This window comes from Nocardioides coralli (assembly GCF_019880385.1).
In the GTDB taxonomy this organism is placed as follows: domain Bacteria; phylum Actinomycetota; class Actinomycetes; order Propionibacteriales; family Nocardioidaceae; genus Nocardioides; species Nocardioides coralli.
Genome location: NZ_CP082273.1, coordinates 1564685 through 1586716 on the forward strand (window position 1 = coordinate 1564685; position 22032 = coordinate 1586716).

Annotated in this window: 23 protein-coding genes; 19 read left to right on the forward strand and 4 right to left on the reverse strand. The window is 73.1% G+C overall.

Translation table 11 applies throughout. The features are described from left to right. Window positions 1-19: 19 nt before the first annotated feature. The 8 genes from efp to K6T13_RS07660 all read left to right on the forward strand — a co-directional run bounded on the left by efp (window position 20) and on the right by K6T13_RS07660 (window position 7780). Window positions 20-583: an elongation factor P gene (efp, locus tag K6T13_RS07625; RefSeq protein ID WP_222897889.1), complete on the forward strand. Its 564-nt coding sequence runs from the start codon at window positions 20-22 to the stop codon at window positions 581-583. Between the two features lie 10 nt (window positions 584-593). Continuing rightward, complete coding sequence (gene nusB, locus K6T13_RS07630; RefSeq protein WP_222897890.1) at window positions 594-1004, forward strand: transcription antitermination factor NusB; 411 nt, start codon at window positions 594-596, stop codon at window positions 1002-1004. A 54-nt stretch (window positions 1005-1058) separates the two neighbouring features. After that, on the forward strand, window positions 1059-1868 hold the full coding sequence (locus K6T13_RS07635; protein ID WP_222897891.1) for a DUF1206 domain-containing protein: 810 nt from the start codon (window positions 1059-1061) through the stop codon (window positions 1866-1868). Between the two features lie 14 nt (window positions 1869-1882). Beyond that, window positions 1883-3235, forward strand: coding sequence for a dihydrolipoyl dehydrogenase family protein (locus K6T13_RS07640; RefSeq protein WP_222897892.1), 1353 nt, complete (start codon window positions 1883-1885; stop codon window positions 3233-3235). A 177-nt stretch (window positions 3236-3412) separates the two neighbouring features. Continuing rightward, window positions 3413-4882 carry a MinD/ParA family ATP-binding protein gene (locus K6T13_RS07645; RefSeq protein WP_222897893.1) on the forward strand — a complete coding sequence of 490 codons (1470 nt, stop codon included), beginning with the start codon at window positions 3413-3415 and terminating at the stop codon, window positions 4880-4882. 83 nt (window positions 4883-4965) lie between these two features. After that, a complete protein-coding gene (pyrR, locus tag K6T13_RS07650; protein ID WP_222897894.1) occupies window positions 4966-5532 on the forward strand; it encodes a bifunctional pyr operon transcriptional regulator/uracil phosphoribosyltransferase PyrR in 567 nt (188 codons plus the stop codon). Next, window positions 5529-6494 (forward strand): aspartate carbamoyltransferase catalytic subunit, encoded by a 966-nt coding sequence (locus K6T13_RS07655; RefSeq protein WP_222897895.1) that lies wholly within the window; start codon window positions 5529-5531, stop codon window positions 6492-6494. Before pyrR ends, K6T13_RS07655 begins: the two co-directional genes overlap by 4 nt. Then, window positions 6491-7780, forward strand: a complete 1290-nt coding sequence (locus K6T13_RS07660) for a dihydroorotase (protein WP_222897896.1) — start codon at window positions 6491-6493, stop codon at window positions 7778-7780. The genes K6T13_RS07655 and K6T13_RS07660 overlap by 4 nt, the downstream gene beginning before the upstream one ends. 175 nt (window positions 7781-7955) lie before the next feature. On the opposite strand, the gene K6T13_RS07665 is transcribed toward K6T13_RS07660, so the two are convergent. From K6T13_RS07665 to K6T13_RS07680, 4 genes are all read right to left on the reverse strand, one after another. Next, the gene (locus tag K6T13_RS07665; RefSeq protein ID WP_249423993.1) at window positions 7956-8675 is read right to left on the reverse strand and encodes a sulfotransferase; all 720 of its coding nucleotides are present in this window, start codon (window positions 8673-8675) and stop codon (window positions 7956-7958) included. After that, complete coding sequence (locus tag K6T13_RS07670) at window positions 8672-9601, reverse strand: aminotransferase class IV (protein WP_222897897.1); 930 nt, start codon at window positions 9599-9601, stop codon at window positions 8672-8674. The genes K6T13_RS07665 and K6T13_RS07670 overlap by 4 nt, the downstream gene beginning before the upstream one ends. Window positions 9602-9800: 199 nt before the next feature. Continuing rightward, complete coding sequence (locus tag K6T13_RS07675) at window positions 9801-9956, reverse strand: hypothetical protein (RefSeq protein WP_222897898.1); 156 nt, start codon at window positions 9954-9956, stop codon at window positions 9801-9803. A 90-nt stretch (window positions 9957-10046) separates the two neighbouring features. After that, window positions 10047-10715: a hypothetical protein gene (locus tag K6T13_RS07680; RefSeq protein WP_222897899.1), complete on the reverse strand. Its 669-nt coding sequence runs from the start codon at window positions 10713-10715 to the stop codon at window positions 10047-10049. 184 nt (window positions 10716-10899) lie between these two features. Between K6T13_RS07680 and carA the strand changes: the two genes are divergently transcribed. The 11 genes from carA to coaBC all read left to right on the forward strand — a co-directional run bounded on the left by carA (window position 10900) and on the right by coaBC (window position 22015). Next, window positions 10900-12036, forward strand: a complete 1137-nt coding sequence (gene carA, locus K6T13_RS07685) for a glutamine-hydrolyzing carbamoyl-phosphate synthase small subunit (protein WP_222897900.1) — start codon at window positions 10900-10902, stop codon at window positions 12034-12036. After that, on the forward strand, window positions 12036-15347 hold the full coding sequence (carB, locus tag K6T13_RS07690; RefSeq protein WP_222897901.1) for a carbamoyl-phosphate synthase large subunit: 3312 nt from the start codon (window positions 12036-12038) through the stop codon (window positions 15345-15347). The genes carA and carB overlap by 1 nt, the downstream gene beginning before the upstream one ends. Continuing rightward, complete coding sequence (locus K6T13_RS07695) at window positions 15344-16387, forward strand: quinone-dependent dihydroorotate dehydrogenase (protein WP_222897902.1); 1044 nt, start codon at window positions 15344-15346, stop codon at window positions 16385-16387. Before carB ends, K6T13_RS07695 begins: the two co-directional genes overlap by 4 nt. After that, a complete protein-coding gene (locus K6T13_RS07700; RefSeq protein WP_222897903.1) occupies window positions 16384-17220 on the forward strand; it encodes an iron-sulfur cluster-binding protein in 837 nt (278 codons plus the stop codon). Before K6T13_RS07695 ends, K6T13_RS07700 begins: the two co-directional genes overlap by 4 nt. After that, window positions 17217-18059: a nitronate monooxygenase gene (locus K6T13_RS07705; RefSeq protein WP_222897904.1), complete on the forward strand. Its 843-nt coding sequence runs from the start codon at window positions 17217-17219 to the stop codon at window positions 18057-18059. The genes K6T13_RS07700 and K6T13_RS07705 overlap by 4 nt, the downstream gene beginning before the upstream one ends. After that, window positions 18056-18880: an orotidine-5'-phosphate decarboxylase gene (gene pyrF / locus K6T13_RS07710; RefSeq protein ID WP_222897905.1), complete on the forward strand. Its 825-nt coding sequence runs from the start codon at window positions 18056-18058 to the stop codon at window positions 18878-18880. Before K6T13_RS07705 ends, pyrF begins: the two co-directional genes overlap by 4 nt. Then, on the forward strand, window positions 18877-19344 hold the full coding sequence (locus K6T13_RS07715) for a hypothetical protein (protein ID WP_222897906.1): 468 nt from the start codon (window positions 18877-18879) through the stop codon (window positions 19342-19344). The genes pyrF and K6T13_RS07715 overlap by 4 nt, the downstream gene beginning before the upstream one ends. 104 nt (window positions 19345-19448) lie before the next feature. Further along, complete coding sequence (gene mihF / locus K6T13_RS07720) at window positions 19449-19778, forward strand: integration host factor, actinobacterial type (protein WP_222897907.1); 330 nt, start codon at window positions 19449-19451, stop codon at window positions 19776-19778. Next, window positions 19775-20365 (forward strand): guanylate kinase, encoded by a 591-nt coding sequence (gene gmk, locus K6T13_RS07725; RefSeq protein WP_222897908.1) that lies wholly within the window; start codon window positions 19775-19777, stop codon window positions 20363-20365. Before mihF ends, gmk begins: the two co-directional genes overlap by 4 nt. A gap of 32 nt (window positions 20366-20397) precedes the next feature. Then, entirely contained in the window at window positions 20398-20730 is a 333-nt protein-coding gene (gene rpoZ / locus K6T13_RS07730) for a DNA-directed RNA polymerase subunit omega (protein ID WP_222897909.1), read from the forward strand. A gap of 16 nt (window positions 20731-20746) precedes the next feature. After that, window positions 20747-22015: a bifunctional phosphopantothenoylcysteine decarboxylase/phosphopantothenate--cysteine ligase CoaBC gene (gene coaBC, locus K6T13_RS07735; protein WP_222897910.1), complete on the forward strand. Its 1269-nt coding sequence runs from the start codon at window positions 20747-20749 to the stop codon at window positions 22013-22015. Window positions 22016-22032: the final 17 nt, after the last annotated feature.

Below are 22032 nucleotides of genomic sequence, written 5' to 3' on the forward strand. Positions count from 1 at the left end.
CCCGGATATCCTCCCGCCCATGGCGACGACGAACGACCTCAAGAACGGCATGGTGCTGAACATCGACGGGCAGCTCTGGTCCGTCCTGCAGTTCCAGCACGTGAAGCCCGGCAAGGGCCCGGCGTTCGTGCGCACCAAGATCCAGAACGTCGAGTCGGGCAAGATCGTCGACAAGACCTTCAACGCCGGCACCAAGGTCGAGACCGCCACGGTCGACCGCCGCACCATGCAGTACCTCTACAACGACGGCACGTCCTACGTCTTCATGGACGTCCAGAGCTACGAGCAGCTCGAGATCGACCCGGCCATCGTGGGTGAGGCCAAGAACTTCCTGCTCGAGAACAACGAGGCGATCGTCGCCACCAACGAGGGCAGGGTGCTCTTCATCGAGCTGCCGCCGTCGGTCGAGATGGAGATCAGCTTCACCGAGCCCGGCGTGGCCGGCGACTCCGCCACCGGCCGCACCAAGCCGGCCACCCTGGAGACCGGTCACCAGATCCAGGTGCCGCTCTTCATCGACCAGGGCGAGCGGGTCAAGGTCGACACCCGCGACTCCTCCTACCTCGGCCGTGTGAAGGGCTGAACCGCACACCGTGCCTGCCCGTTCCAAGGCCCGCAAGCGGGCCCTCGACATCCTCTTCGCCTCCGAGCTGCGCGGCGAGGACCCCGTCGACGCCCTCGACCGGGCCATCGCCGAGGGCGAGGGGCCCACGAACGACTACACGGCGTTCCTCGTCCGCGGCGTCGCCGAGCACCGGCCACGCATCGACGAGCTGCTGACGCAGTACGCCCAGGGGTGGTCGCTGGCGCGCATGCCGGCCGTCGACCGCAACGTCCTCCGCATCGGCCTGTTCGAGCTGCTGCACGTCGAGGACGTGCCGGACACGGTGGCCGTGACCGAGGCGATGGCGCTGGTGCGGGACCTGTCGACCGACGAGTCCCCCCAGTTCGTCAACGGAGTGCTCGGCGCCCTGCAGCGCGACAAGTCCTCCCTCGCCGGCTGACAGTGCCTCGTCCGGGTGAGCCGACGCTCCCTGGCGCCCACTAGTCTCGCCAACATGGACCTCAGCAGCGCCGCCAAGCAGGCGCACCACAGCGACGCCCTCGACCACGCCGTCCGGGCAGGCCTGGTCGCCTACGGGCTCGTGCACCTGGTCATCGGGTGGCTGGCGCTGCAGATCGCCTTCGGCGAGCGCAAGACCTCCGCCTCCAGCACCGGGGCCATGCACGCCCTGGCCGACCAGCCGGTGGGTGCCGTGCTGGTGTGGCTGGTCGCGCTCGGCCTGCTGCTGCTCGTGGTGTGGCGCCTGCTCCAGGCCTGGCAGGGCCACCGCCAGGAGGACGGCGCCGACAAGAAGCGCAAGCAGGCCGCCTCGCTGCTGAAGGCCGCGGTCTACGGCGCGCTCGGCTTCTCGGCCCTCAAGGTGGCGCTCGGCGACAGCAAGTCCGGCAGCGGCACCGACGGTCTCACCGCCCAGCTCATGGGGATGCCCGGCGGTCAGCTGATCGTCGGGCTGGTTGGGCTGGGCGTCCTCGGCTACGGCGGGCACCACGCCTACCAGGGGATCAGCGACAAGTTCCTCGAGAAGATCGACGGCGAGGGCCGCAGCGGCGACACCGGGACCGCGCTCCGCGTCATCGGCAAGGTGGGCTACATCGCGAAGGGGCTGGCGATCGCGGTCATCGGGGGCCTCTTCGGCTGGGCTGCCCTCACGCACGACCCCAAGAAGTCCGGTGGCCTCGACCAGGCGCTGCAGCGGCTGGCCGACGCGCCGTTCGGGCAGCTCCTGCTGGTCGTGGTCGCGGTCGGCATCGCCTGCTACGGCGTCTACGCCTTCGCCCGCGCCCGCCACCTCTCCCGGTCCTGAGCGCGAGGTCCCGGATGACGACGTACGACGTCGACCTGGTGGTCGTCGGGCTCGGTCCCGGTGGCGAGTACGCCGCCCAGAAGCTGGCGGAGGAGGGGCTCGACGTCGTCGGCATCGAGCGCGACCTCGTCGGCGGGGAGTGCCCGTTCTACGGCTGCGTCCCGTCGAAGATGATGATCCGCGCCGCCAACGCGCTCGCCGAGGCCCGCAGGGTCGGGCAGCTCGCCGGCACTGCGAGCGTCACGCCGGCGTGGGAGCAGGTGGCGCGCCGGATCGACAAGCAGGCCACCGACCACTGGCAGGACGACTCGCACGCCGAGCGTCTGGAGGCCGCCGGCGTCCGCATCGTGCGCGGCGAGGGCACGCTCACGGGCCCGGGGACGGTGCGCGTGGGTGAGGACGAGTACGTGGGGCGTCGGGGGGTCGTCCTCAACGTCGGTACCTCGCCGGCCGTTCCCCCTGTCGAGGGCCTGTCGGGCACACCGTTCTGGACCAACCGCGAGGTCGTCCGGGTCACGGAGCTGCCCACCTCGCTGGCGGTCGTGGGTGGTGGCCCCATCGGGTGCGAGCTGGCGCAGGTGTTCGCCCGGTTCGGCACGGAGGTCACCCTCCTCGAGATGGCCGACGGGTTGCTGGGGGGCGACGAGCCCGAGGCCGGGGAGTCCCTGGCCAGGGTCTTCGCCGACGAGGGCATCGACGTCCGGACCGGGGTGCAGGTCGACCGCGTCGAGCACGACGGCGACTTCGTCGTCCACACCAGCGACGGCGAGATCCGGGTCCAGCAGCTGCTCGTCGCGGCCGGGCGCACCCCCAACCTCGCCGGTCTGGGTCTGGAGACCGTCGGGCTCGACCCGGAGGCCGACTCGCTGGACGTCGACGACCGGCAGCGCCTCGCCGACCGGCTGTGGGCCGTTGGCGACATCACCGGCCGGGGCCCCTACACGCACGTGTCCATGTACCAGGCCGACGTCGTCGTCCGTGACGTCCTCGGACGCCCCGGGTCCGCGGACTACCGCGCGGTGACCCACGTGACCTTCACCGACCCCGAGGTCGGGGCCGTGGGGCTCACCGAGGCGCAGGCGCGCGACGCCGGCATCGACGTCCGGGTCGGGCGTGCCGAGCTGCCCGAGTCCAGCCGCGGCTGGATCCACCAGGCCGGCGCCGAGGGGTTGCTCAAGCTCGTCGCCGACGCCGACCGCGGGGTGCTCGTGGGGGCCACGTCGGTGGGGCCCAGCGGGGGAGAGGTGCTGGGCCTGCTGGCGCTCGCCGTGCACGCCGAGGTGCCGCTGGAGCGGCTGGCCTCGATGCACTACGCCTACCCGACCTTCCACCGGGCGGTCGACGTCGCGGTGTCCTCGTTGCGCTGAGGGCCCCAGCGGCCAGAGCAGGCGCCTGGCCTGCGCCGACGACCGGCACCCACGCCGCTCCGGGGGTTTGCGGAGGTCGCCAGGTGGTCATGATGGCCAGGAGCAACAGGCGGGCTAGGCTGACAGGCGGCCACTTCCCGGAGCCCACCTCCCCGGAGCCCATCGAAGGAGTCTCGGATGGCTGACGAGTACCCCGCCCATCGCGCGGACACCTGGCACGACACGGAGCCCGACACCAGCGACCGGCTCTACACGCCCGAGGAGCTGGCGGCGTACGACGCCCACCGCAGCGAGGTCGCACCCCCGCTGCCCCACCACGACCCGTTGACCGGACCGCTGCCGGGAGAGACGCCTGCCCAACCGGACCCGGTGGCCTCGCGGCAGCCGCTCGCGCCCCCCACCCCTGCCACGCCCGCCGGCCCGCAGGCCCCCGTGGGCTCCGGCTCGTGGCCGGTCCCGAGCACCCCCCGCGCCGACGTCGCACCGGAGCAGCAGGCGCCGGCCGCCCCGCCGGCGCCGACGACGCCGGCGACCACCGGCCCGGCCGCGGCGACGCAGCCCGTGCCCGAGCGCGCCCCCATGGCCCCGTCCGTCGCCCCGTCCGCCGCCCCCGCCACGCCGCCGGCCGGTGCGGCACAGGCTGCGGCGACAGCCGCCCCGGACACCGCGCCCTCCACGGACGACGGGGCCGAGGACGCGACGGTGCAGCGGTTCATGTCGGCCACCGACTTCCTCGACCGCCGGTCCGACCAGACCGACTTCGGCCCGGCCACGTGGGGCTGGCGCGGACGCGTGCGCCGGTGGACCGGCGGCGCGATCGCGCCGCGGATGAGCCCGGCCGAGCTGCAGCATGCCAAGGACCGCCGCGCGATCCAGCGCGACTTCGACGGCCCCCGCACCATCGCCTTCCTCAACCCGAAGGGCGGCGCAGCCAAGACCACGGGCGTGCTGGCCGCCGGCTACACCTTCGGCACGGTGCGCGGTGGCGGCATCGTGGCCTGGGACAACAACGAGACCCGCGGCACGCTCGGCATCCGCGGCCACCGCAGTGCCCACCGCAACACCACCCGGGAGCTGCTCGAGGACCTGGAGAAGTTCAACGACGTCTACCAGGCCCGCATCGGCGACCTCGGGGCCTTCGTGCGTTCGCAGGGAGACGCCCACTTCGACATCCTCGCCAGCGACGAGCGGCCCGACGTCACCGGCATGATCCGGGCACAGGACTTCGCGGCGGTCCACAAGCTGCTGGAGCGCTTCTACCGGGTGATCCTGGTCGACACCGGCAACAACATGCGTGCCGAGAACTGGCTCGCCGCGGCCGGCGCGGCCGACCTGCTGGTGGTCACCTCCACGGTGCGCGAGGACACCGGCTACTCCGGGCTCTGGATGCTCGACGCCCTGCAGGACGCCGGGTGGGAGGGCCTGAAGCAGAAGACGGTCACCGTCCTCTCCGACCCCTCCTCCCACGTCGACGAGCAGCTGGCCCACGACCTGGTGCAGGTCTACGAGCAGCGGACCAAGGCGGTCTACCGGGTGCCCTACGACCCGGTGCTGGTGTCCGGCTCGGTCGTGCCCTACGCGATGCTCAGCGACGGCACCCGGGCTGCGTGGCTCAAGGCCTGCGCGGGAATGGCCACGTTGCTCTGATCCCGGCCCGCGTGGGCTAGAGTGCACGCGATCGACATCCTTTAACGAGCCGTCCCGTGAGGCGGAGAAGGAGGTCCGGCAGCATGCCTGCCCCTCACCCCGAGGCGCCGACGACCGGTCGCACCGTCCTCGACGCCCGCGACGTCACGCGGGCCCTCACCCGCATCTCCCACGAGATCCTCGAGCGCAACAAGGGCGCCGGCGACCTGGTGCTGCTGGGGATCCCCACCCGCGGCGTACCGCTCGCTGAGCGGGTCGCGGCCCGCATCGCCGAGGTCGAGGGCACCGAGGTGCCCGTCGGTTCCCTCGACGTCACGATGTACCGCGACGACCTGCGCCTCAAGCCGGCGCGGACGCTGCTCCACACCGAGATCCCGGGGGACGGCATCGACGACCGCACCGTGGTGCTGGTCGACGACGTGCTCTTCTCGGGCCGCACCATCCGCGCCGCGCTCGACGCCCTCACCGAGATCGGGCGGCCGGCCGCGGTCCGGCTGGCGGTGCTGGTCGACCGCGGCCACCGCGAGCTGCCGATCCGCGCCGACTTCGTCGGCAAGAACCTGCCCACCTCGCTCGTCGAGCGGGTGCGGGTCACCGTCGCCGAGATCGACGGCGAGGACTCCGTGACCATCGAGGGGGCCGACGCATGAGGCGCCACCTGCTGTCCGCGGCCGACCTGAGCCGCGAGGACGCCGAGCTGGTCCTCACCACCGCTGCCGAGATGCGGGCGCTGGCCGACCGGCCGATCAAGAAGCTGCCCGCGCTGCGCGGCCGGACCGTGGTCAACCTGTTCTTCGAGGACTCCACCCGGACCCGCATCTCCTTCGAGGCCGCCGCCAAGCGGCTCTCCGCCGACGTCATCAACTTCGCGGCCAAGGGGTCCTCGCTGTCCAAGGGCGAGTCGCTCAAGGACACGGCGCTGACGCTCGAGGCGATGGGCGCCGACGCCGTGGTCGTCCGCCACGGCGCCTCGGGGGCCCCGCACCGGCTCGCTCACTCCGGCTGGGTGCACTCCAGCGTGGTCAACGCCGGCGACGGCACCCACGAGCACCCCACGCAGGCGTTGCTCGACGCCTTCACCATGTGGCGCCACCTCGGGTCGTTGGACGGTCGCCGCGTGGCGGTGGTCGGTGACGTGCTGCACTCGCGGGTGGCGCGCTCCAACGCCCTGCTGCTGCAGACGCTGGGGGCCGAGGTGACGCTGGTGGCCCCGCCGACGTTGCTCCCGGTGGGGGTCGACACCTGGGGGGTCGAGACGTCCTACGACCTCGACGCGGTGCTGCCCAAGGCCGACGTCGTGATGATGCTGCGCGTCCAGGCCGAGCGGATGAACGCCGCCTTCTTCCCGACGGCGCGGGAGTACTCCCGGCGCTACGGCCTCGACGGGCGCCGGATGGCCACGCTGCAGGAGCACACGATCGTCATGCACCCCGGTCCGATGGTGCGCGGCATGGAGATCACCGCCGACGTCGCCGACTCCGCGCGGTCGGTGATCGTCGAGCAGGTGACCAACGGTGTCGCCGTCCGGATGGCGGTGCTCTACCTGCTGCTGAGCGGTTCGGAGAGCGAGCACGACGACCTGCCCGACGCGACCCAGGAGGCCTCCGCGTGACCACCTACCTGATCCGGGGAGCCTCGATCCTCGGCGGCGACCCGACCGACCTGCTCCTCCGTGACGGCGTCATCGCCGCCGTCGGGGACGCCGTCGAGCCCGAGGGCCCGGTGGAGACCGTCGAGGCCACCGGCCTGGTCGCCCTGCCCGGCCTCGTCGACCTCCACACCCACCTGCGCGAGCCCGGTCGCGAGGACGCCGAGACGGTGCTCACCGGCACCCAGGCCGCGGCCCGCGGCGGTTTCACCGCGGTGCACGCGATGGCCAACACCGAGCCCGTGGCCGACACGGCCGGGGTCGTCGAGCAGGTGTGGCGGCTGGGCCGGGAGGCCGGCTACTGCGACGTCTACCCCGTCGGCGCGGTCACCATCGGCCTCGCGGGGGAGCGGCTCGCCGAGCTCGGTGCGATGGCCGACTCCGCCGCTCGCGTCCGGGTGTTCTCCGACGACGGCAAGTGCGTCAGCGACGCCGTCCTGATGCGGCGGGCGCTCGAGTACGTGAAGGCCTTCGACGGGGTCGTGGCCCAGCACGCCCAGGAGCCGCGGCTCACCGAGGGCGCGCAGATGAACGAGGGCGAGCTCTCGGGCCGCCTCGGCCTGGCCGGATGGCCGGCCGTCGCGGAGGAGGCGATCATCGCGCGCGACTGCCTGCTCGCCGCCCACGTGGGCTCGCGCCTGCACGTGTGCCACGTCTCGACCGCCGGGTCGGTCGAGATCGTGCGACAGGCCAAGCAGCAGGGCTGGAACGTCACCGCGGAGGTGTGTCCCCACCACCTGCTCCTGACCGACGAGCTGGCCGCGACCTACAACCCCATCTACAAGGTCAACCCGCCGCTGCGTACCGCCGCCGACGCCGAGGCGCTGCGCGCGGGGCTCGCCGACGGCACGATCGACATCGTCGCCACCGACCACGCGCCGCACCCCCACGAGGACAAGGACTGCGAGTGGGCCGCGGCGGCGTTCGGGATGCTCGGTCTGGAGACGGCGCTGTCGATCGTCCAGGAGACGATGGTCGACGCGGGACTGCTCGACTGGCGGGGCGTCGCGGAGCGGATGTCCCACGCCCCGGCGCGGATCGGACGGGTGGCCGACCACGGACAGCCGCTGGTCGAGGGCGCGCCCGCCAACGTGGTGCTCTACGACCCCTCGGTGCGCCGGGTCGTGGAGGCCGCCGACACCGCGTCGCTGTCGCGCAACACGCCGTACGCCGGGATGGAGCTGCCCGGCCGGGTCGTGGCGACGTTCCTGCGGGGGAGGGCGACCGTCCTCGACGGCAAGCTCTGCTGACCCCGGGGGCGCGCCTCGCCGGGTCGTAGGCCGAAGGACCGAGCTCCGGTGACGGCTGACCTCTCACGCGGGGGCGGCGACCGCGAGACGACGTCGGGTCCTTCCGGCTACGGCGAGGAGGGAGCGCACGACCCGCGGCACGGGAGTGCGCCTCGTGGCATCGTTCGGCAGCGAGTCAGAGCCGGACCCGCAGCTCGCGCAGCCGCTCGTAGGCCGGCCGGCAGGCCTCGGCGACCGCCGCGTCGTGGGCGTCGAGGTCGACGACGCGCGGGCGGTGCGGCTCGAACCCGGTCGAGGCCCAGACCGCGTCGTACCAGTGGGGGGCCCAGACGCCGTCGGTGTCGCGCGGTCCCGCCGGCCACGACAGCATCCGGTCGGTGAAGTCGATGCCGAGCCAGTCGCAGAGCCAGCGCAGGTGCCCCTCGGGGTCACGCAGGAAGTCGGCAGCGTCGATGACCGGCGGAGGTGCGTCGAGGTGGTCGAGGAGCCGGACCTGCTGGAGCAGCCCGATGTCCTCCGGCTCGCACGCCTCCCGGGCCCGCACGTAGGAGGCGACGACCTCCCGCGGCTCACGGATCAGGAGCGCGGTGCGGAACTCGGCGAGCCAGGACAGGTCCGCGTCCGGCGCGAGGTGGTGGGTCATGTGCTTCGCGTAGTGGACCGTCACTCCCGGCGGCAGTGGAGCGAGCAGTCCGGCGACGACCTCAGCCGGGTCGGTGGGCTGCGAGGCGATGACCTCCTCCCGTGCCGGGTGGTCGGCCCCCGTCGCGTGGAGGTACGACGCGTAGAACGGCTCGTCCACCACGACCGTGTCGGGCCGGTTCTCCCAGGCCCGCATCATCGCCGTGGAGATGTTGCGCGGGCCTGACCACATCGCGAGCCGGGTGTCTGTCACGGCGCGACCCGGTCGGCGACGTCGGCGGTGACGTGGTCGGCGTAGAGCCCCTGCAGGCGCTCCACGACCGGGCCCCGGCTGCCGGCGCCGATGGTGCGGCCGTCGACCGCCCGGACCGGGACGAGCCCGGCGAAGGTACCGGTGACGAAGGCCTCGGCGGCGCCGTAGACGTCGGTGAGACTGAAGGTGGTCTCGCGGGCCTGGATGCCGGCGGCCCGGCACACGTCGAGCACGTTGCCGCGGGTGATGCCGCCGAGGCAGAACCGACCGTCGGACGTCCACACCTCGCCCTCGGGCGTGACGATGAAGAAGTGGGTGGAGTTGCAGGTCGCGACGAATCCGTGGGGGTCGAGCATCAGCGCCTCGTCGGCACCGGCCGTGTACGCCTGGATGCAGGCGGTGATGTCGTTGAGCTTGCTGTGGGCGTTGAGCTTGGGGTCGAGGGTGTCCGGGGTCGCGCGGCGCACGTGGGTCGTGAAGAGGGTGATGCCCTCGCTGACCGTCGCGGGCATCGGCTCCTTGTGCTCGGCGATGATCACCACCGTGGCCGGGCCCACGGTGACGCGAGGGTCCTGGTAGGGCGTCGACTTCACGCCCCGGGTCACCATCAGCCGGACGTGGACGCCGTCCCGCATCTGGTTGGCTGCCAGCGTCTGGTAGATCGCCCGGGTGAGCTCGGTGCGCGACATGCCGATGTCGATCATGAGCGTTGCAGCGCCCTGCCACAGCCGGTCGAGGTGGCGCTCGAGGAACGCCGGGTGGCCGCGGTGGACGCGGAGCCCCTCCCAGACGCCATCGCCGAGCACGAAGCCGGAGTCGAAGACCGAGACGACCGCCTCGGCGCGGGGCTTGAGCGTGCCGTCGACCCAGATCAGGATCTCCTGGTTGCGCGGGTCGTCCGCGTGGTCGTGGGTCCCGTGTGCCATGCGGTCAGTCTGCCGTCAGGACCGGGGTCTGCCGGAAGAGGGAGGCGCCACTCGGCTACGTCGCGCACGTAGACACTCGACACGAAGGCCTCGAAGGGCGGTTCGTCCCCCTCCCTTCAGGCGGTCGCGCGGTGGACCAGGGCCGCCGCGCGCCGGGCGCCCGCCGGCCACCGGGGATGGGGCCGTGGGCCGGTCAGCCTCACGCGGCACGGGCGGCGATCGACGTACCGCACCGCGGGCAGTGGCGTCCGCGACTGCCGTCGAGGTCCTGCCCGCAGGGGCAGGTCTCGACCGAGGTCGGCCGTGCCGCGGCCAGCGGGTGGAGGCTGGCCCAGGCGTCGTGCTCACTGGTCATCGTCGTCACCTCCTCGGGTCGGGCCCCGAGAAGTCGTCAGTGATTCGGAGTGACGCAGCTCACGGATGGGTCGGTCGCCCCAGGCGGATCTCAGCCCCGGCGGCGGACCCGGACCCGGTTGGCGGATCCCCCGACGCTGACCTCCGTGGCGCCGCGACGGACCCGGATGGTGTTGCGGTCGCCGGCGACGCGCAGGTCCTCCAGCCTGCCGAAGGCGAGCTCGCTGCGGTCGCCGGGTACCCGGGTGAGGTACCCGCGGCGGGCGCGCACGTCGTGCCCGCTCCCGCGCACGAGGAGCTCGCTCACCTGACGGGCCCGGAGGGTGCCCCTGCTGCGCCGCAGCTCGGCCCGCTCGACGAGACCCTCGACGTCGGCGACCGAGCCGGGGGAGGCGAGGCGCAGCCGCCGCACCGACGGGGAGGCGACGCGGTTGTCGTGTCCCGCGACGACCAGCTCGGTGAGCGTCTTGGCATCGACGTCGTTGTCCTCCCCGCGCACGACGAGGCGCGTGGCGGCCGGCATCGAGACCGTGGTGCGGTCGGCCGCGACGACCACGACGCCACACGTCCCGTCGAGGTCGTAGGTCGTGTCGTCCCACTCGAGCACGGTCTTGCCGTTGGAGCACTGCACCGGGATGGCCAGCTGGGCGTGGGCGGGCAGCGCCACCAGCGCCGCGGCCGCGACCAGCGCGCCGGTGAGCGCCTCGACGACCGTGGACAGGACTCGGACCCGGACGGGGCGGACGGGGGTGCGGGGCACGACTCACTCCTCGGCATACTCGCGGTACGTACCCGCAGTATGTCAGCCGCTGGTCGGGCCGTCACATCCGGCCGTCCACGCCGGTCCGCCGACACCGCCGATGCGGCCGGTCGCTGGTAGGGTCGCCGTGCTCGACATCCTTTAACGATCCGTCCCGTGAGGCGGAGAAGGAGGTACGACGCAGGTGAATCCTCCCGCCCTGCGCTCCCCGGCGATCCTGGTCCTCGAGGACGGCCGCGCCTTCCGCGGCGACTCCTACGGCGCCGAGGGGGAGACCTTCGGCGAAGCGGTCTTCTCCACCGGCATGACCGGCTACCAGGAGACACTCACCGATCCCAGCTACCACCGCCAGGTCGTGGTCATGACCGCGCCGCACGTCGGCAACACCGGCATGAACGACGAGGACCCCGAGTCCTCCCGGATCTGGGTGAGCGGGTACGTCGTGCGCGACCCCGCCCGGATCCCCAGCAGCTGGCGCTCCCGCCGCTCCCTCGACGACGCGTTGCGCGAGCAGGGCGTGGTGGGGATCTCCGGCGTCGACACCCGCGCCCTCACCCGCCACCTCCGGGAGCGGGGGGCGATGCGGGTCGGGATCTCCACCACGGAGACCGACCCGCGGGCCCTGCTCGACCGGGTGCTCGCCTCCTCCGAGATGGCCGGGACCGAGCTCAGCAGCGAGGTGTCGACGACCGAGGCCTACGTGGTCCCCGCCGTCGGCGACAAGCGGTTCACGGTGGCCGCGCTCGACCTCGGCATCAAGGCCAACACCCCGCGGATGCTGGCCGAGCGGGGGGTCGAGACCCACGTGCTGCCTGCCACCGCCACGCTCGACGACGTGCTCGCGGTCTCGCCCGACGGGCTCTTCTTCTCCAACGGACCCGGTGACCCGGCCGCGACGACCGCCCAGGTCGAGCTGTTGCAGGGGGCGTTGGCCGCCGGCATCCCCTACTTCGGGATCTGCTTCGGCAACCAGCTGTTCGGCCGCGCCCTCGGCTTCGGCACCTACAAGCTCACGTACGGCCACCGCGGCATCAACCAGCCGGTGATGGACCGCACCACCGGCAAGGTCGAGGTCACCGCCCACAACCACGGTTTCGCCGTGGACGCCCCGCTCGACGGGGCGACCCGCACCCGGTTCGGTGAGGCCACCGTCTCCCACGTCTGTCTCAACGACGACGTCGTGGAGGGACTCGAGCTGCGCGACGCGGACGGCGAGCTCCGTGCCTTCTCGGTCCAGTACCACCCGGAGGCCGCGGCCGGGCCGCACGACGCGGCGTACCTCTTCGACCGGTTCTGCGACCTCATGGGGGGTGGGCGCTGATGCCCAAGCGCACCGACATCCAGTCCGTCCTGGTCATCGGCTCCGGGCCGATCGTCATCGGCCAGGCCTGCGAGTTCGACTACTCCGGAACCCAGGCGTGCCGCGTGCTCAAGGCCGAGGGCCTGCGGGTCGTGCTGGTCAACTCCAACCCGGCCACGATCATGACCGACCCGGAGTTCGCCGACGCGACCTACGTCGAACCGATCACCCCGGAGTACGTCGAGAAGGTGATCGCGGCCGAGTTCGACGCCGGCCGACCGATCGACGCGCTGCTGGCGACCCTGGGCGGTCAGACGGCGCTCAACACCGCCATCGCGCTGGCCGAGGCCGGTGTCCTCGACAAGTACGGCGTCGAGCTGATCGGCGCCTCGATCGAGGCCATCCACCGGGGGGAGAACCGCGAGTCCTTCAAGCGGATCGTCGAGCGGCTGGGCGGGGAGGTGGCCCGGTCGGTCATCTGCCACACCGTCGACGACCTGCTCGCGGGCGCCGGTGAGCTCGGCTACCCCCTGGTCGTCCGGCCGTCCTTCACGATGGGCGGCTCGGGGTCCGGGATGGCCTTCGACGAGGCCGACCTGCGCCGCATCGGCGGCGGTGGGCTTGCGGCCTCCCCGACCAGCGAGGTGCTCCTGGAGGAGTCGATCCTCGGCTGGAAGGAGTACGAGCTGGAGGTGATGCGCGACCAGGCCGACAACGTGGTCATCGTCTGCACCATCGAGAACCTCGACCCGATGGGCGTGCACACCGGCGACTCGATCACCGTCGCGCCCTCGATGACGTTGACCGACCGCGAGTACCAGAAGCTGAGGGACCTCTCGCTCGGGATCATCCGTGAGGTCGGCGTCGACACCGGCGGCTGCAACATCCAGTTCGCCGTCAACCCCGAGGACGGCCGGGTGGTCGTCATCGAGATGAACCCACGCGTGTCCCGCTCGAGCGCGCTGGCGTCGAAGGCCACCGGCTTCCCCATTGCCAAGATCGCCGCCAAGGTGGCCATCGGCTACACCCTCGACGAGATCCGCAACGACATCACCCAGGAGACCCCGGCCAGCTTCGAGCCGACGCTCGACTACGTCGTGGTGAAGGTGCCGCGGTTCGCGTTCGAGAAGTTCCCCGGTGCCGACCCCACCCTGACGACCCACATGAAGTCGGTGGGCGAGGCGATGGCGATCGGTCGCAACTTCACCGAGGCGCTGCAGAAGGCGCTGCGCTCGCTGGAGAGCCGTGACGCCCCCTTCGACTGGAGCCACCGCCACGTCGAGCTCGACAAGGAGCGGTTGCTGGCCGATGCCCGCACTCCCCACGACGGGCGGTTGCGCGTCGTCATGGACGCCATCCGCGCCGGCGCGACGCCGGAGGAGGTGCACGACGCCACCGGCATCGACCCGTGGTTCGTGGACCAGCTGTGCCTGCTCAACGAGATCGCCCAGGAGCTCATCACCGCGCCCGAGCTGACGCCGCAGCTGCTGCGGCTCGCCAAGCGCCACGGCTTCTCCGACGGGCAGCTCGGCAGGATCCGCAACATGGACGAGCCGGTCGTCCGCGGGGTGCGCCACGCGCTGGGGATCCGGCCGGTCTACAAGACCGTCGACACCTGCGCGGCGGAGTTCGCGGCGCAGACCCCCTACCACTACTCGTCCTACGACGAGGAGAGCGAGGTCCAGCCGCGGGAGCGCCCGGCGGTGCTGATCCTCGGCTCGGGGCCCAACCGGATCGGCCAGGGCATCGAGTTCGACTACTCCTGCGTCCACGCGTCGCTGGCGCTCGGGGAGGCCGGCTACGAGACGGTGATGGTCAACTGCAACCCGGAGACGGTGTCGACCGACTACGACACCTCCGACCGCCTCTACTTCGAGCCGCTCACCCTCGAGGACGTCCTGGAGATCGTCCACGCCGAGCAGCAGGCCGGGCCGATCGCGGGCGTCATCTGCCAGCTCGGCGGCCAGACGCCGCTGGGGCTGGCGCAAGGGCTGGCCGACGCCGGCGTGCCCATCGTCGGCACCACCCCGGAGGCGATCCACCTCGCCGAGGAGCGGGGAGCCTTCGGGCGGGTGCTGGCCGAGGCCGGGCTGCCCGCGCCCAAGCACGGGATGGCGGCATCCTTCGAGGAGGCCCAGGGCATCGCCCACACCATCGGCTACCCGGTGCTGGTGCGGCCGTCCTACGTCCTCGGCGGCCGAGGCATGGAGATCGTCTACGACGACGCGGCGCTGGAGGCCTACATCGGACGTGCCACCGCGATCAGTCCCGAGCGGCCCGTGCTGGTCGACCGCTTCATCGACGACGCCGTCGAGATCGACGTCGACGCGCTCTACGACGGCGAGGAGCTCTACCTCGGCGGCGTGATGGAGCACATCGAGGAAGCCGGCATCCACTCGGGAGACTCGTCCTGCGCACTGCCCCCCATCACGCTGGGCGACTCGGAGGTCCGCCGGATCCGCGAGGCCACCGAGGCGATCGCCCGGGGGGTGGGTGTCCGCGGCCTCATCAACATCCAGTTCGCCCTCGGCTCCGACGTGCTCTACGTGCTCGAGGCCAACCCGCGTGCCTCGCGGACCGTCCCGTTCGTCTCCAAGGCCACCGCCGTGCCGCTCGCCAAGGCGGCGGCGCGGGTGATGCTCGGCGAGCCGATCGCGTCGTTGCGTGCCGCCGGCCTGCTCGCTGCCGAGGGTGACGGAGGCGACCTGCCGCCTGACGCCCCCATCGCGGTCAAGGAGGCCGTGATGCCCTTCAACCGCTTCAAGACCGCGGACGGCCAGACCGTCGACACGGTCCTGGGCCCGGAGATGCGCTCCACCGGTGAGGTGATGGGCTTCGACGGGTTCTTCGGGCGGGCCTTCGCCAAGTCCCAGGCCGGCGCCTACGGCCCGCTGCCGACCCGGGGCCGGGTCTTCGCGAGCATGGCCAACCGCGACAAGCGGACGATGATCTTCCCGATCAAGCGCCTGGCCGACCTCGGCTTCGAGATCCTCGCGACCCAGGGGACCGCGGAGGTGCTGCGGCGCAACGGCATCGACGCCCGGGTGGTCCGCAAGCACTTCGAGGGCACCGGGCCCGCCGGTGAGCCGACGACCGTGCAGCTGATCGCCGACGGCGAGATCGACCTCGTCGTCAACACCCCCGCGGGTGCGAGCAGCGGCGGGTCGGCGCGCACCGACGGCTACGAGATCCGCACCGCTGCGGTGCTGGCCAACATCCCCTGCATCACGACGGTGCAGGGACTCGGCGCCGCCGTGCAGGGCATCGAGGCGATGCGCGCGGGCGAGATCGGGGTCAGGTCGCTGCAGGAGTGGGCCGGGACCCACCGGTGAGCTACGACCTGCTCTTCCGCCAGGGGTTCTCGCGGCTGGACGCCGAGCGGGCCCACCGACTCGGGTTCCGCGCGATCCGGGCGGCGCGCCCCGCGCTGTCCCGGGTCCGGCGCCCGGAGGCACCCGTGACGGCGATGGGGCTCCGCTTCCCCAACCGGCTCGGGCTCGCGGCGGGCTTCGACAAGAACGCCGTGGGCATCGACGCGCTCGCCGCCCTCGGCTTCGGGCACGTGGAGGTCGGCACCGTCACGGGGGAGCCGCAGCCCGGCAACCCCCGGCCGCGGCTGTTCCGGCTGCCCGCCGACGGCGCGGTCGTCAACCGGATGGGCTTCAACAACGACGGGGCCGAGGCGGTGGCGCGACGGCTCGACGCCCGCCGACACCGGCTCGCGAGGACCGAGCCCCCCGAGACCCCCACCGTCCTCGGGGTCAACATCGGCAAGACGAAGGTGGTGCCCGAGGACGACGCGACGGCCGTGGCGGCCGACTACGCCAAGAGCGCCCGGCTGCTGGCGCCCTACGCCGACTACCTGGTGGTCAACGTGTCCTCGCCCAACACCCCGGGGCTGCGGTCGCTGCAGTCGGTCGAACGGCTGGAGCCACTGCTGACCACGGTGCGGCGCACGGCCGACGACGTGACCGAGCGGCGGGTGCCGCTGCTGGTGAAGATCGCTCCCGACCTGGCGGACGACGACGTGCTGGCGGTCGCCGACCTCGCGACCGCCACCGGTCTCGACGGTGTCATCGCCACCAACACCACGATCGCCCGCGAGGGCCTGACCAGCGACCCGCACCGGGTCGAGCAGGTGGGCGCCGGAGGACTCTCGGGACGCCCGCTCCGCGACCGCGCCGCCGCCGTCCTGCGGCTGCTGCGCGAGCGCGTGGGGGAGGAGCTGACCCTGGTCGGCGTCGGCGGCATCACCACGCCCGAGGACGCCCGGCAGCGGCTCGACGCCGGCGCGACCCTGCTCCAGGGCTACACCGGGTTCGTCTACGCGGGGCCGTGGTGGCCGCGGCGGGTCCTCCACGGGATCGCATGAGAGCGACGCCGACAGCCCCACGGGAGCCGCTGCACGTGGCGGGCGAGCTGCTCGACAACCGCCGGATCGGTGCCCACCACCACCTGACGGTGGTCGCGCCCGGCATCCCCGAGCGGTTCCGGCCGGGGAGCTTCGTCGCCGTCTCGACCGACCCGCAGCTGCTCGCCCCGCGCGCGTACTGGATCCACCGGCTCAAGACCAGCGGTGGCTACGGCGCGACCCTCGAGCTGGTCGTGGAGCCGCGCGGCGCCGGGAGCAGCTGGCTCGCTGCCCAACCGGCCGGCACCCGGCTCGCCGTCAGCGGTCCCCTCGGGCGCCCGTTCGCGCTCCCCACGGAGCCGGTGGACTGCCTGCTCGTCGGCGAGGGGTACGCCGCCGCGCCGCTGTTCCCGCTCGCCGAACGGCTCCGCGAGCGTGGGTGCCCGGTCTCGCTGGTCGTCGCCGCGCGCGACGAGGCCCACCTGCTGTCGGCCCTGGAGGCCCGTCGGTCGGCCCGCGCCGTCACCGTGGTCACCGCCGACGGCTCCGTGGGCCGCCGCGGGACCGTCGCCGACGTGGTCGAGGACGCGCTCCAGCGCTCCGGCGCCGCTGTCGTCTACGCGACCGGAGCACTGCCCACCCTGCACGCGGTGGCCGCAGCCGCCGAGCACGCCGGGGCCTGGAGCCAGGTCGCCCTGGAGCAACCGGTCGCCTGCGGCACCGGGCTCTGCCAGGGCTGCGCGGTGCCGGTGGTGGGGGAGGGCGGCCACACCCGCCAGGTCCGCGCCTGCCACGACGGCCCGGTCTTCCGGGGCGACCGGGTGGCCTGGGCCGACCTGGGGGTGCCCGGATGACGCTGGAGCTCCGCAACCCCGTGATGGTGGCCTCCGGCTGTGGTGGCACCGGTCGCGAGCTGGCCGCCTTCGCCGACCTGGCGGTGCTCGGCGGCTTCGTCACCCGCTCGATCTCGGTCGGGGCCCGGCCCGGGGGTCCGCAGCCGCGCGTGCTGGAGACACCGTCCGGCCTCGTGCACGCCGTGGGCCTGCAGAACCCCGGCCTCGACCAGTTCCTCGCCCTGGAGCTGCCGTGGCTGGCCCAGCAGCGGGTCGCCGTCTTCGTCTCCGTCGTCGGCAGGTCGCTCGGTGAGTACGCCGAGCTGGCCCGGCGCATCGGCCTCGCGCCCGGGGTCGCCGGGATCGAGGTCAACCTCTCCCCGCCCGACGTCGCCGGCGACGGCGTCTTCGACGTGCGCGAACCGTTCCACGCCGCCTCGGTCGTGGCCGCCGTACGCCGCGAGCTGCCGCGCGGCCTGCCGGTGCTCGCCAAGCTGCGCACCGACCTGCTGCGGGTCGCCGAGAGCGCCCGGAGCGTGCTCGAGGCGGGCGCCGACGCGGTCGTCGTCGGCAACGCGCTGCCCGCGGCGATGCCGGACGGTCGCCCCGCGGGGCTGTCCGGCCTCGCCATCCGGCCGCTGGCGCTGCGCTGCGTCGCCGAGGTGCTGGCCGCCGACCCCGCCGCCCCCGTGATCGCCTGCGGGGGCATCGCCGACACCGCCGACGCCCGTGCGGCGCTGGACCTGGGCGCCGTGGGGGTGCAGGTCGGGGCGGCCCTGTTCCGTGACCCGACGACGGCGGCCCGGCTGGCCGCGGCGCTCGCCCACGACCCTGCGCCGATCGAGGAGGAGACCCGATGACGTTCGGAACCCGGTTGCACGCCGCCCTGCACGAGCGAGGCCGGCTCTGCGTCGGCATCGACCCCCACCCGGGGCTGCTGACCGACTGGGGACTGCCCGTCGACGTCGGGGGCCTGGAGAGGTTCGCCCTGACCGCGGTCGAGGCCGTGGCTCCCCACACGGCGGTGGTCAAGCCGCAGTCGGCGTTCTACGAGCGCTTCGGCAGCCGCGGCGTGGCCGTGCTCGAGCAGGTGATCGCCACGGCGCGCGACGCCGGCGCCCTGGTGCTGCTCGACGTCAAGCGGGGCGACATCGGCTCCACGTCGCAGGCCTACGCCGACGCCTACCTCGACCCGTCCTCCCCGCTGGCCGCCGACGCCGTCACCGCCAGCCCCTTCCTCGGCTTCGGGTCGCTCGACCCGATGATCGACACCGCGCGCCGCCACGGCGCCGGGGTCTTCGTGCTCGCCCTCACCTCCAACAGGGAGGGGCCCGAGGTCCAGCACGCGACCACCGCTGGAGGAGGCACCGTCGCCGGGCTCGTGCTGGAGCGGCTGCGGCGGCTCAACGAGGGCGCCGATCCGTTGGGCTCCTTCGGCGCGGTGGTCGGGGCCACCATCGGGCACACCGACGAGTCGCTCGAGATCAACGGTCCGCTGCTGGCGCCCGGGTTCGGGGAGCAGGGGGCCACCACCGCCGACGTACGCCGGATCTTCGGCGACACTGCCGGGACCGTCGTCCCCAGCTCCTCGCGCGGCTTGCTGCGCCACGGGCCCGACCCCGCGGCGCTCGCCGACGCCGTCAGGCGCGCCAACGACGAGCTGGCCGGGGCGTTGCGGTGAGGCACCGCCGGGTCGTCGTGGCCAGGGCCGCCGTGGCCGGCGTGCTGTCCCTCGGCGTGCTCGGGGGGTGCAGCGAGAGCCCGGAGGACGTGCGTGCCGACTACTGCGAAGAGGTCGAGGACCGGCAGGTCGAGCTCAGCGAGATCATGGCCGAGGACTCGCCGGCCACGCTGCTGCGGGCGCTGCCGGTCTTCCGCGACCTCGCCGCGGAGGCGCCGCGCGACATCGCCGACGAGTGGGAGCTGCTCATCGGTGCCCTCGACGGGCTGGACGCCGCCCTGAACGACGCCGGCGTCGAGCCGGCCGACTACGACGCCGACGACCCGCCCCCGGGGGTCAGCGAGGAACAGCAGCGTGCCATCGCCCGCGCCGCGGACGAGCTGGCCAGCGGCGAGGTGGCAGCGGCGTACGAGGGCGTGCAGCAGCAGGCGAAGGACGTCTGCCAGACCCCGCTCTACCGCTGAGCAGGCCGGTCGGCCCGCCCCGCCTCGATTGCAGGGCTGCGAGCGACGTGGCTAGATTGGGCCGCTCATGCTGCCGACCCCACTCTGAAGGGATCCCGAGGCCCGTGGCCCTGCCGCCCCTGACCCCAGAACAGCGCGCTGCGGCGCTCGAGAAGGCCGCCGCATCCCGGCGTGAACGGGCAGAGGTGAAGGCTCGCCTGAAGCACTCCGGCGCCTCCATCTCCGAGGTGCTGCAGGAGGGGGAGAACAACGAGGTCATCGGCAAGATGCGGGTCCTCGACCTGCTGCAGTCGATGCCGGGGCTCGGCAAGGTCCGCGCCCGTCAGGTGATGGAACGCCTCGGGATCGCCGAGAGCCGCCGCGTCCGCGGTCTGGGGGCCAAGCAGGTCGCCGCGCTCGAGCGCGAGTTCGGACAGCCGGGCACCGGAGCGTGACCGCGCCGGGTCCGCGTCGGTCCCGGCTCGTCGTGCTCGCCGGCCCCACGGCCGTCGGCAAGGGGACGGTCGCCGCGGACATCCGTGACCACCACCCCGAGGTGTGGATCTCGGTGTCCGCCACGACGCGCCGCCCCCGCCCGGGCGAGGTGCACGGCGTCCACTACTGGTTCGTCGACGACACCGAGTTCGACCGGCTGGTCGCGGCGGGCGAGCTGCTGGAGTGGGCCCAGGTCCACGGTGCCGCCCGCTACGGCACGCCGCGCCTCGCCGTGGAGGAGAAGCTCGCGGAGGGACGGCCCGCGCTGCTCGAGATCGACCTGCAGGGGGCCCGGCAGGTGCGCGCCACGATGCCGGAGGCGCTGTTCGTCTTCCTCAAGCCGCCCTCGTGGGAGGAGCTGGTGCGGCGGCTGATCGGCCGGGGCACGGAGTCGGAGGCCGAGCAGGCGCGCCGACTGGAGACGGCCCACCAGGAGCTGGCCGCGGAGCCGGAGTTCGACGAGACCATCGTCAACCACGAAGTTCACGCTGCCGCGGAGGAGTTGGTAGCCTTGATGAAGCATCAGCAGGAGTCCGCCGACTCCTGAACCCCGAGACCATCCCGAGCGAGGCTTCACGCGTGTCTGCACCCAACATCGCCGCCGAGGGCGTCACCAACCCGCCGATCGACGAGCTGCTGACCAAGACCGACAGCAAGTACCAGCTCGTCCTCTACAGCGCCAAGCGCGCCCGGCAGATCAACGCCTACTACTCGCAGCTGGGCGAGGGCCTGCTCGAGTACGTCGGCCCGCTGGTCGACACCCATGTGCAGGAGAAGCCGCTCTCGATCGCGCTGCGCGAGATCAACGACGACCTCCTCACCTGCGAGCAGGTCGACCCGGCCGAGCTCGCCGCCGAGGAGGAGGCCCGCCAGCAGGCGTCCCTCGAGGCGACCTTCACCGCGGGCGAGTGATCGGGCCCGGTCCCGCATGACCCACACCGACGACGTGGCCGCTTCCCCGGACGGGGGGCGGCCTCGTGTCGTTCTCGGGGTCACCGGCGGCATCGCGGCCTACAAGGCCTGTGAGCTGCTGCGCCTGCTCACCGAGTCCGGCCACGACGTGACGGTGGTGCCCACAGAGTCGGCCCTCCACTTCGTGGGCGAGGCGACCTGGGCCGCGCTGTCCGGGAAGCCGGTCCGCACCAGCGTGTGGGAAGACGTCCACGAGGTGCCCCACGTCCGGATCGGCCAGTCCGCCGACCTGGTGGTGGTCGCACCCGCCACCGCCGACCTGGTGGCCCGTGCCGCCCACGGCATGGCCGACGACCTGCTGACCAGCACCCTGCTCACCGCCCGCTGCCCCGTCGTGGTCGCGCCGGCCATGCACACCGAGATGTGGGAGCACCCGGCCACCGTGGCCAACGTGGCGACGCTGCGCGAGCGCGGTGTCCACGTGCTCGAGCCCGCCGAGGGCCGGCTCACCGGCGCTGACAGCGGCAAGGGACGGCTGCCCGAGCCGGGCGAGATCTTCGAGCTCTGCGTCGACGTCCTGGCCCGTGCGGCGACCGGCGGCGACCACACCAGCCTCGACCTGGCGGGACGTCACGTGGTCGTCTCGGCCGGCGGCACCCGGGAGCCGCTCGACCCCGTCCGCTTCCTCGGCAACCGCTCTTCCGGGCGACAGGGGTACGCGCTGGCGCGGACCGCGGCCGCCCGTGGCGCCGAGGTCACCCTCGTCAGCGCCAACGTCGAGCTGCCCGACCCGGCCGGGGTCAAGGTCGTGCGGGTGGAGACGACCGGCCAGCTGCGCGACGCCGTCGTGGGCGCGGCCGCATCCGCCGACGCCGTCGTGATGGCCGCTGCCCCGGCCGACTTCCGGCCGGTGTCGGTCAGCGAGGCGAAGATCAAGAAGGTCGGCGACGGCTCGGCCCCGCCGATCGAGCTGGCGCAGAACCCCGACATCCTCGCCGAGGTCGCCCGTGACCGGGTGCGCCCCGGGATGGTGGTCGTGGGGTTCGCCGCCGAGACCGGCGACGACTCGGGGTCGGTGCTCGAGCTGGCCGAGGCCAAGCTCGCCCGCAAGGGCTGCGACCTGCTCGTGGTCAACGACGTCAGCGGGGGAGCGGTCTTCGGCAGCGCCGACAACCAGGCCGTGGTGCTGGCCGCCGACGGGGAGCGCGTCGAGGTGCCCCACGGCACCAAGACCGCGCTGGCCCACGTCGTGTGGGACCAGGTCGCGCGGCGATTCGGGGCTTGAGACCCCGCTCTTGCATG

Excerpts from the sequence above, each read along its gene's own strand:
- efp (WP_222897889.1), top strand. The coding sequence starts at position 20 with ATGGCGACGACGAACGACCTCAAGAACGGCATGGTGCTGAACATCGAC.
- K6T13_RS07635 (WP_222897891.1), top strand. The coding sequence starts at position 1,059 with ATGGACCTCAGCAGCGCCGCCAAGCAGGCGCACCACAGCGACGCCCTC.
- K6T13_RS07640 (WP_222897892.1), top strand. The coding sequence starts at position 1,883 with ATGACGACGTACGACGTCGACCTGGTGGTCGTCGGGCTCGGTCCCGGT.
- K6T13_RS07645 (WP_222897893.1), top strand. The coding sequence starts at position 3,413 with ATGGCTGACGAGTACCCCGCCCATCGCGCGGACACCTGGCACGACACG.
- pyrR (WP_222897894.1), top strand. The coding sequence starts at position 4,966 with ATGCCTGCCCCTCACCCCGAGGCGCCGACGACCGGTCGCACCGTCCTC.
- K6T13_RS07655 (WP_222897895.1), top strand. The coding sequence starts at position 5,529 with ATGAGGCGCCACCTGCTGTCCGCGGCCGACCTGAGCCGCGAGGACGCC.
- K6T13_RS07670 (WP_222897897.1), bottom strand. The coding sequence starts at position 9,601 with ATGGCACACGGGACCCACGACCACGCGGACGACCCGCGCAACCAGGAG.
- K6T13_RS07675 (WP_222897898.1), bottom strand. The coding sequence starts at position 9,956 with ATGACCAGTGAGCACGACGCCTGGGCCAGCCTCCACCCGCTGGCCGCG.
- carB (WP_222897901.1), top strand. The coding sequence starts at position 12,036 with ATGCCCAAGCGCACCGACATCCAGTCCGTCCTGGTCATCGGCTCCGGG.
- K6T13_RS07700 (WP_222897903.1), top strand. The coding sequence starts at position 16,384 with ATGAGAGCGACGCCGACAGCCCCACGGGAGCCGCTGCACGTGGCGGGC.
- K6T13_RS07705 (WP_222897904.1), top strand. The coding sequence starts at position 17,217 with ATGACGCTGGAGCTCCGCAACCCCGTGATGGTGGCCTCCGGCTGTGGT.
- pyrF (WP_222897905.1), top strand. The coding sequence starts at position 18,056 with ATGACGTTCGGAACCCGGTTGCACGCCGCCCTGCACGAGCGAGGCCGG.
- coaBC (WP_222897910.1), top strand. The coding sequence starts at position 20,747 with ATGACCCACACCGACGACGTGGCCGCTTCCCCGGACGGGGGGCGGCCT.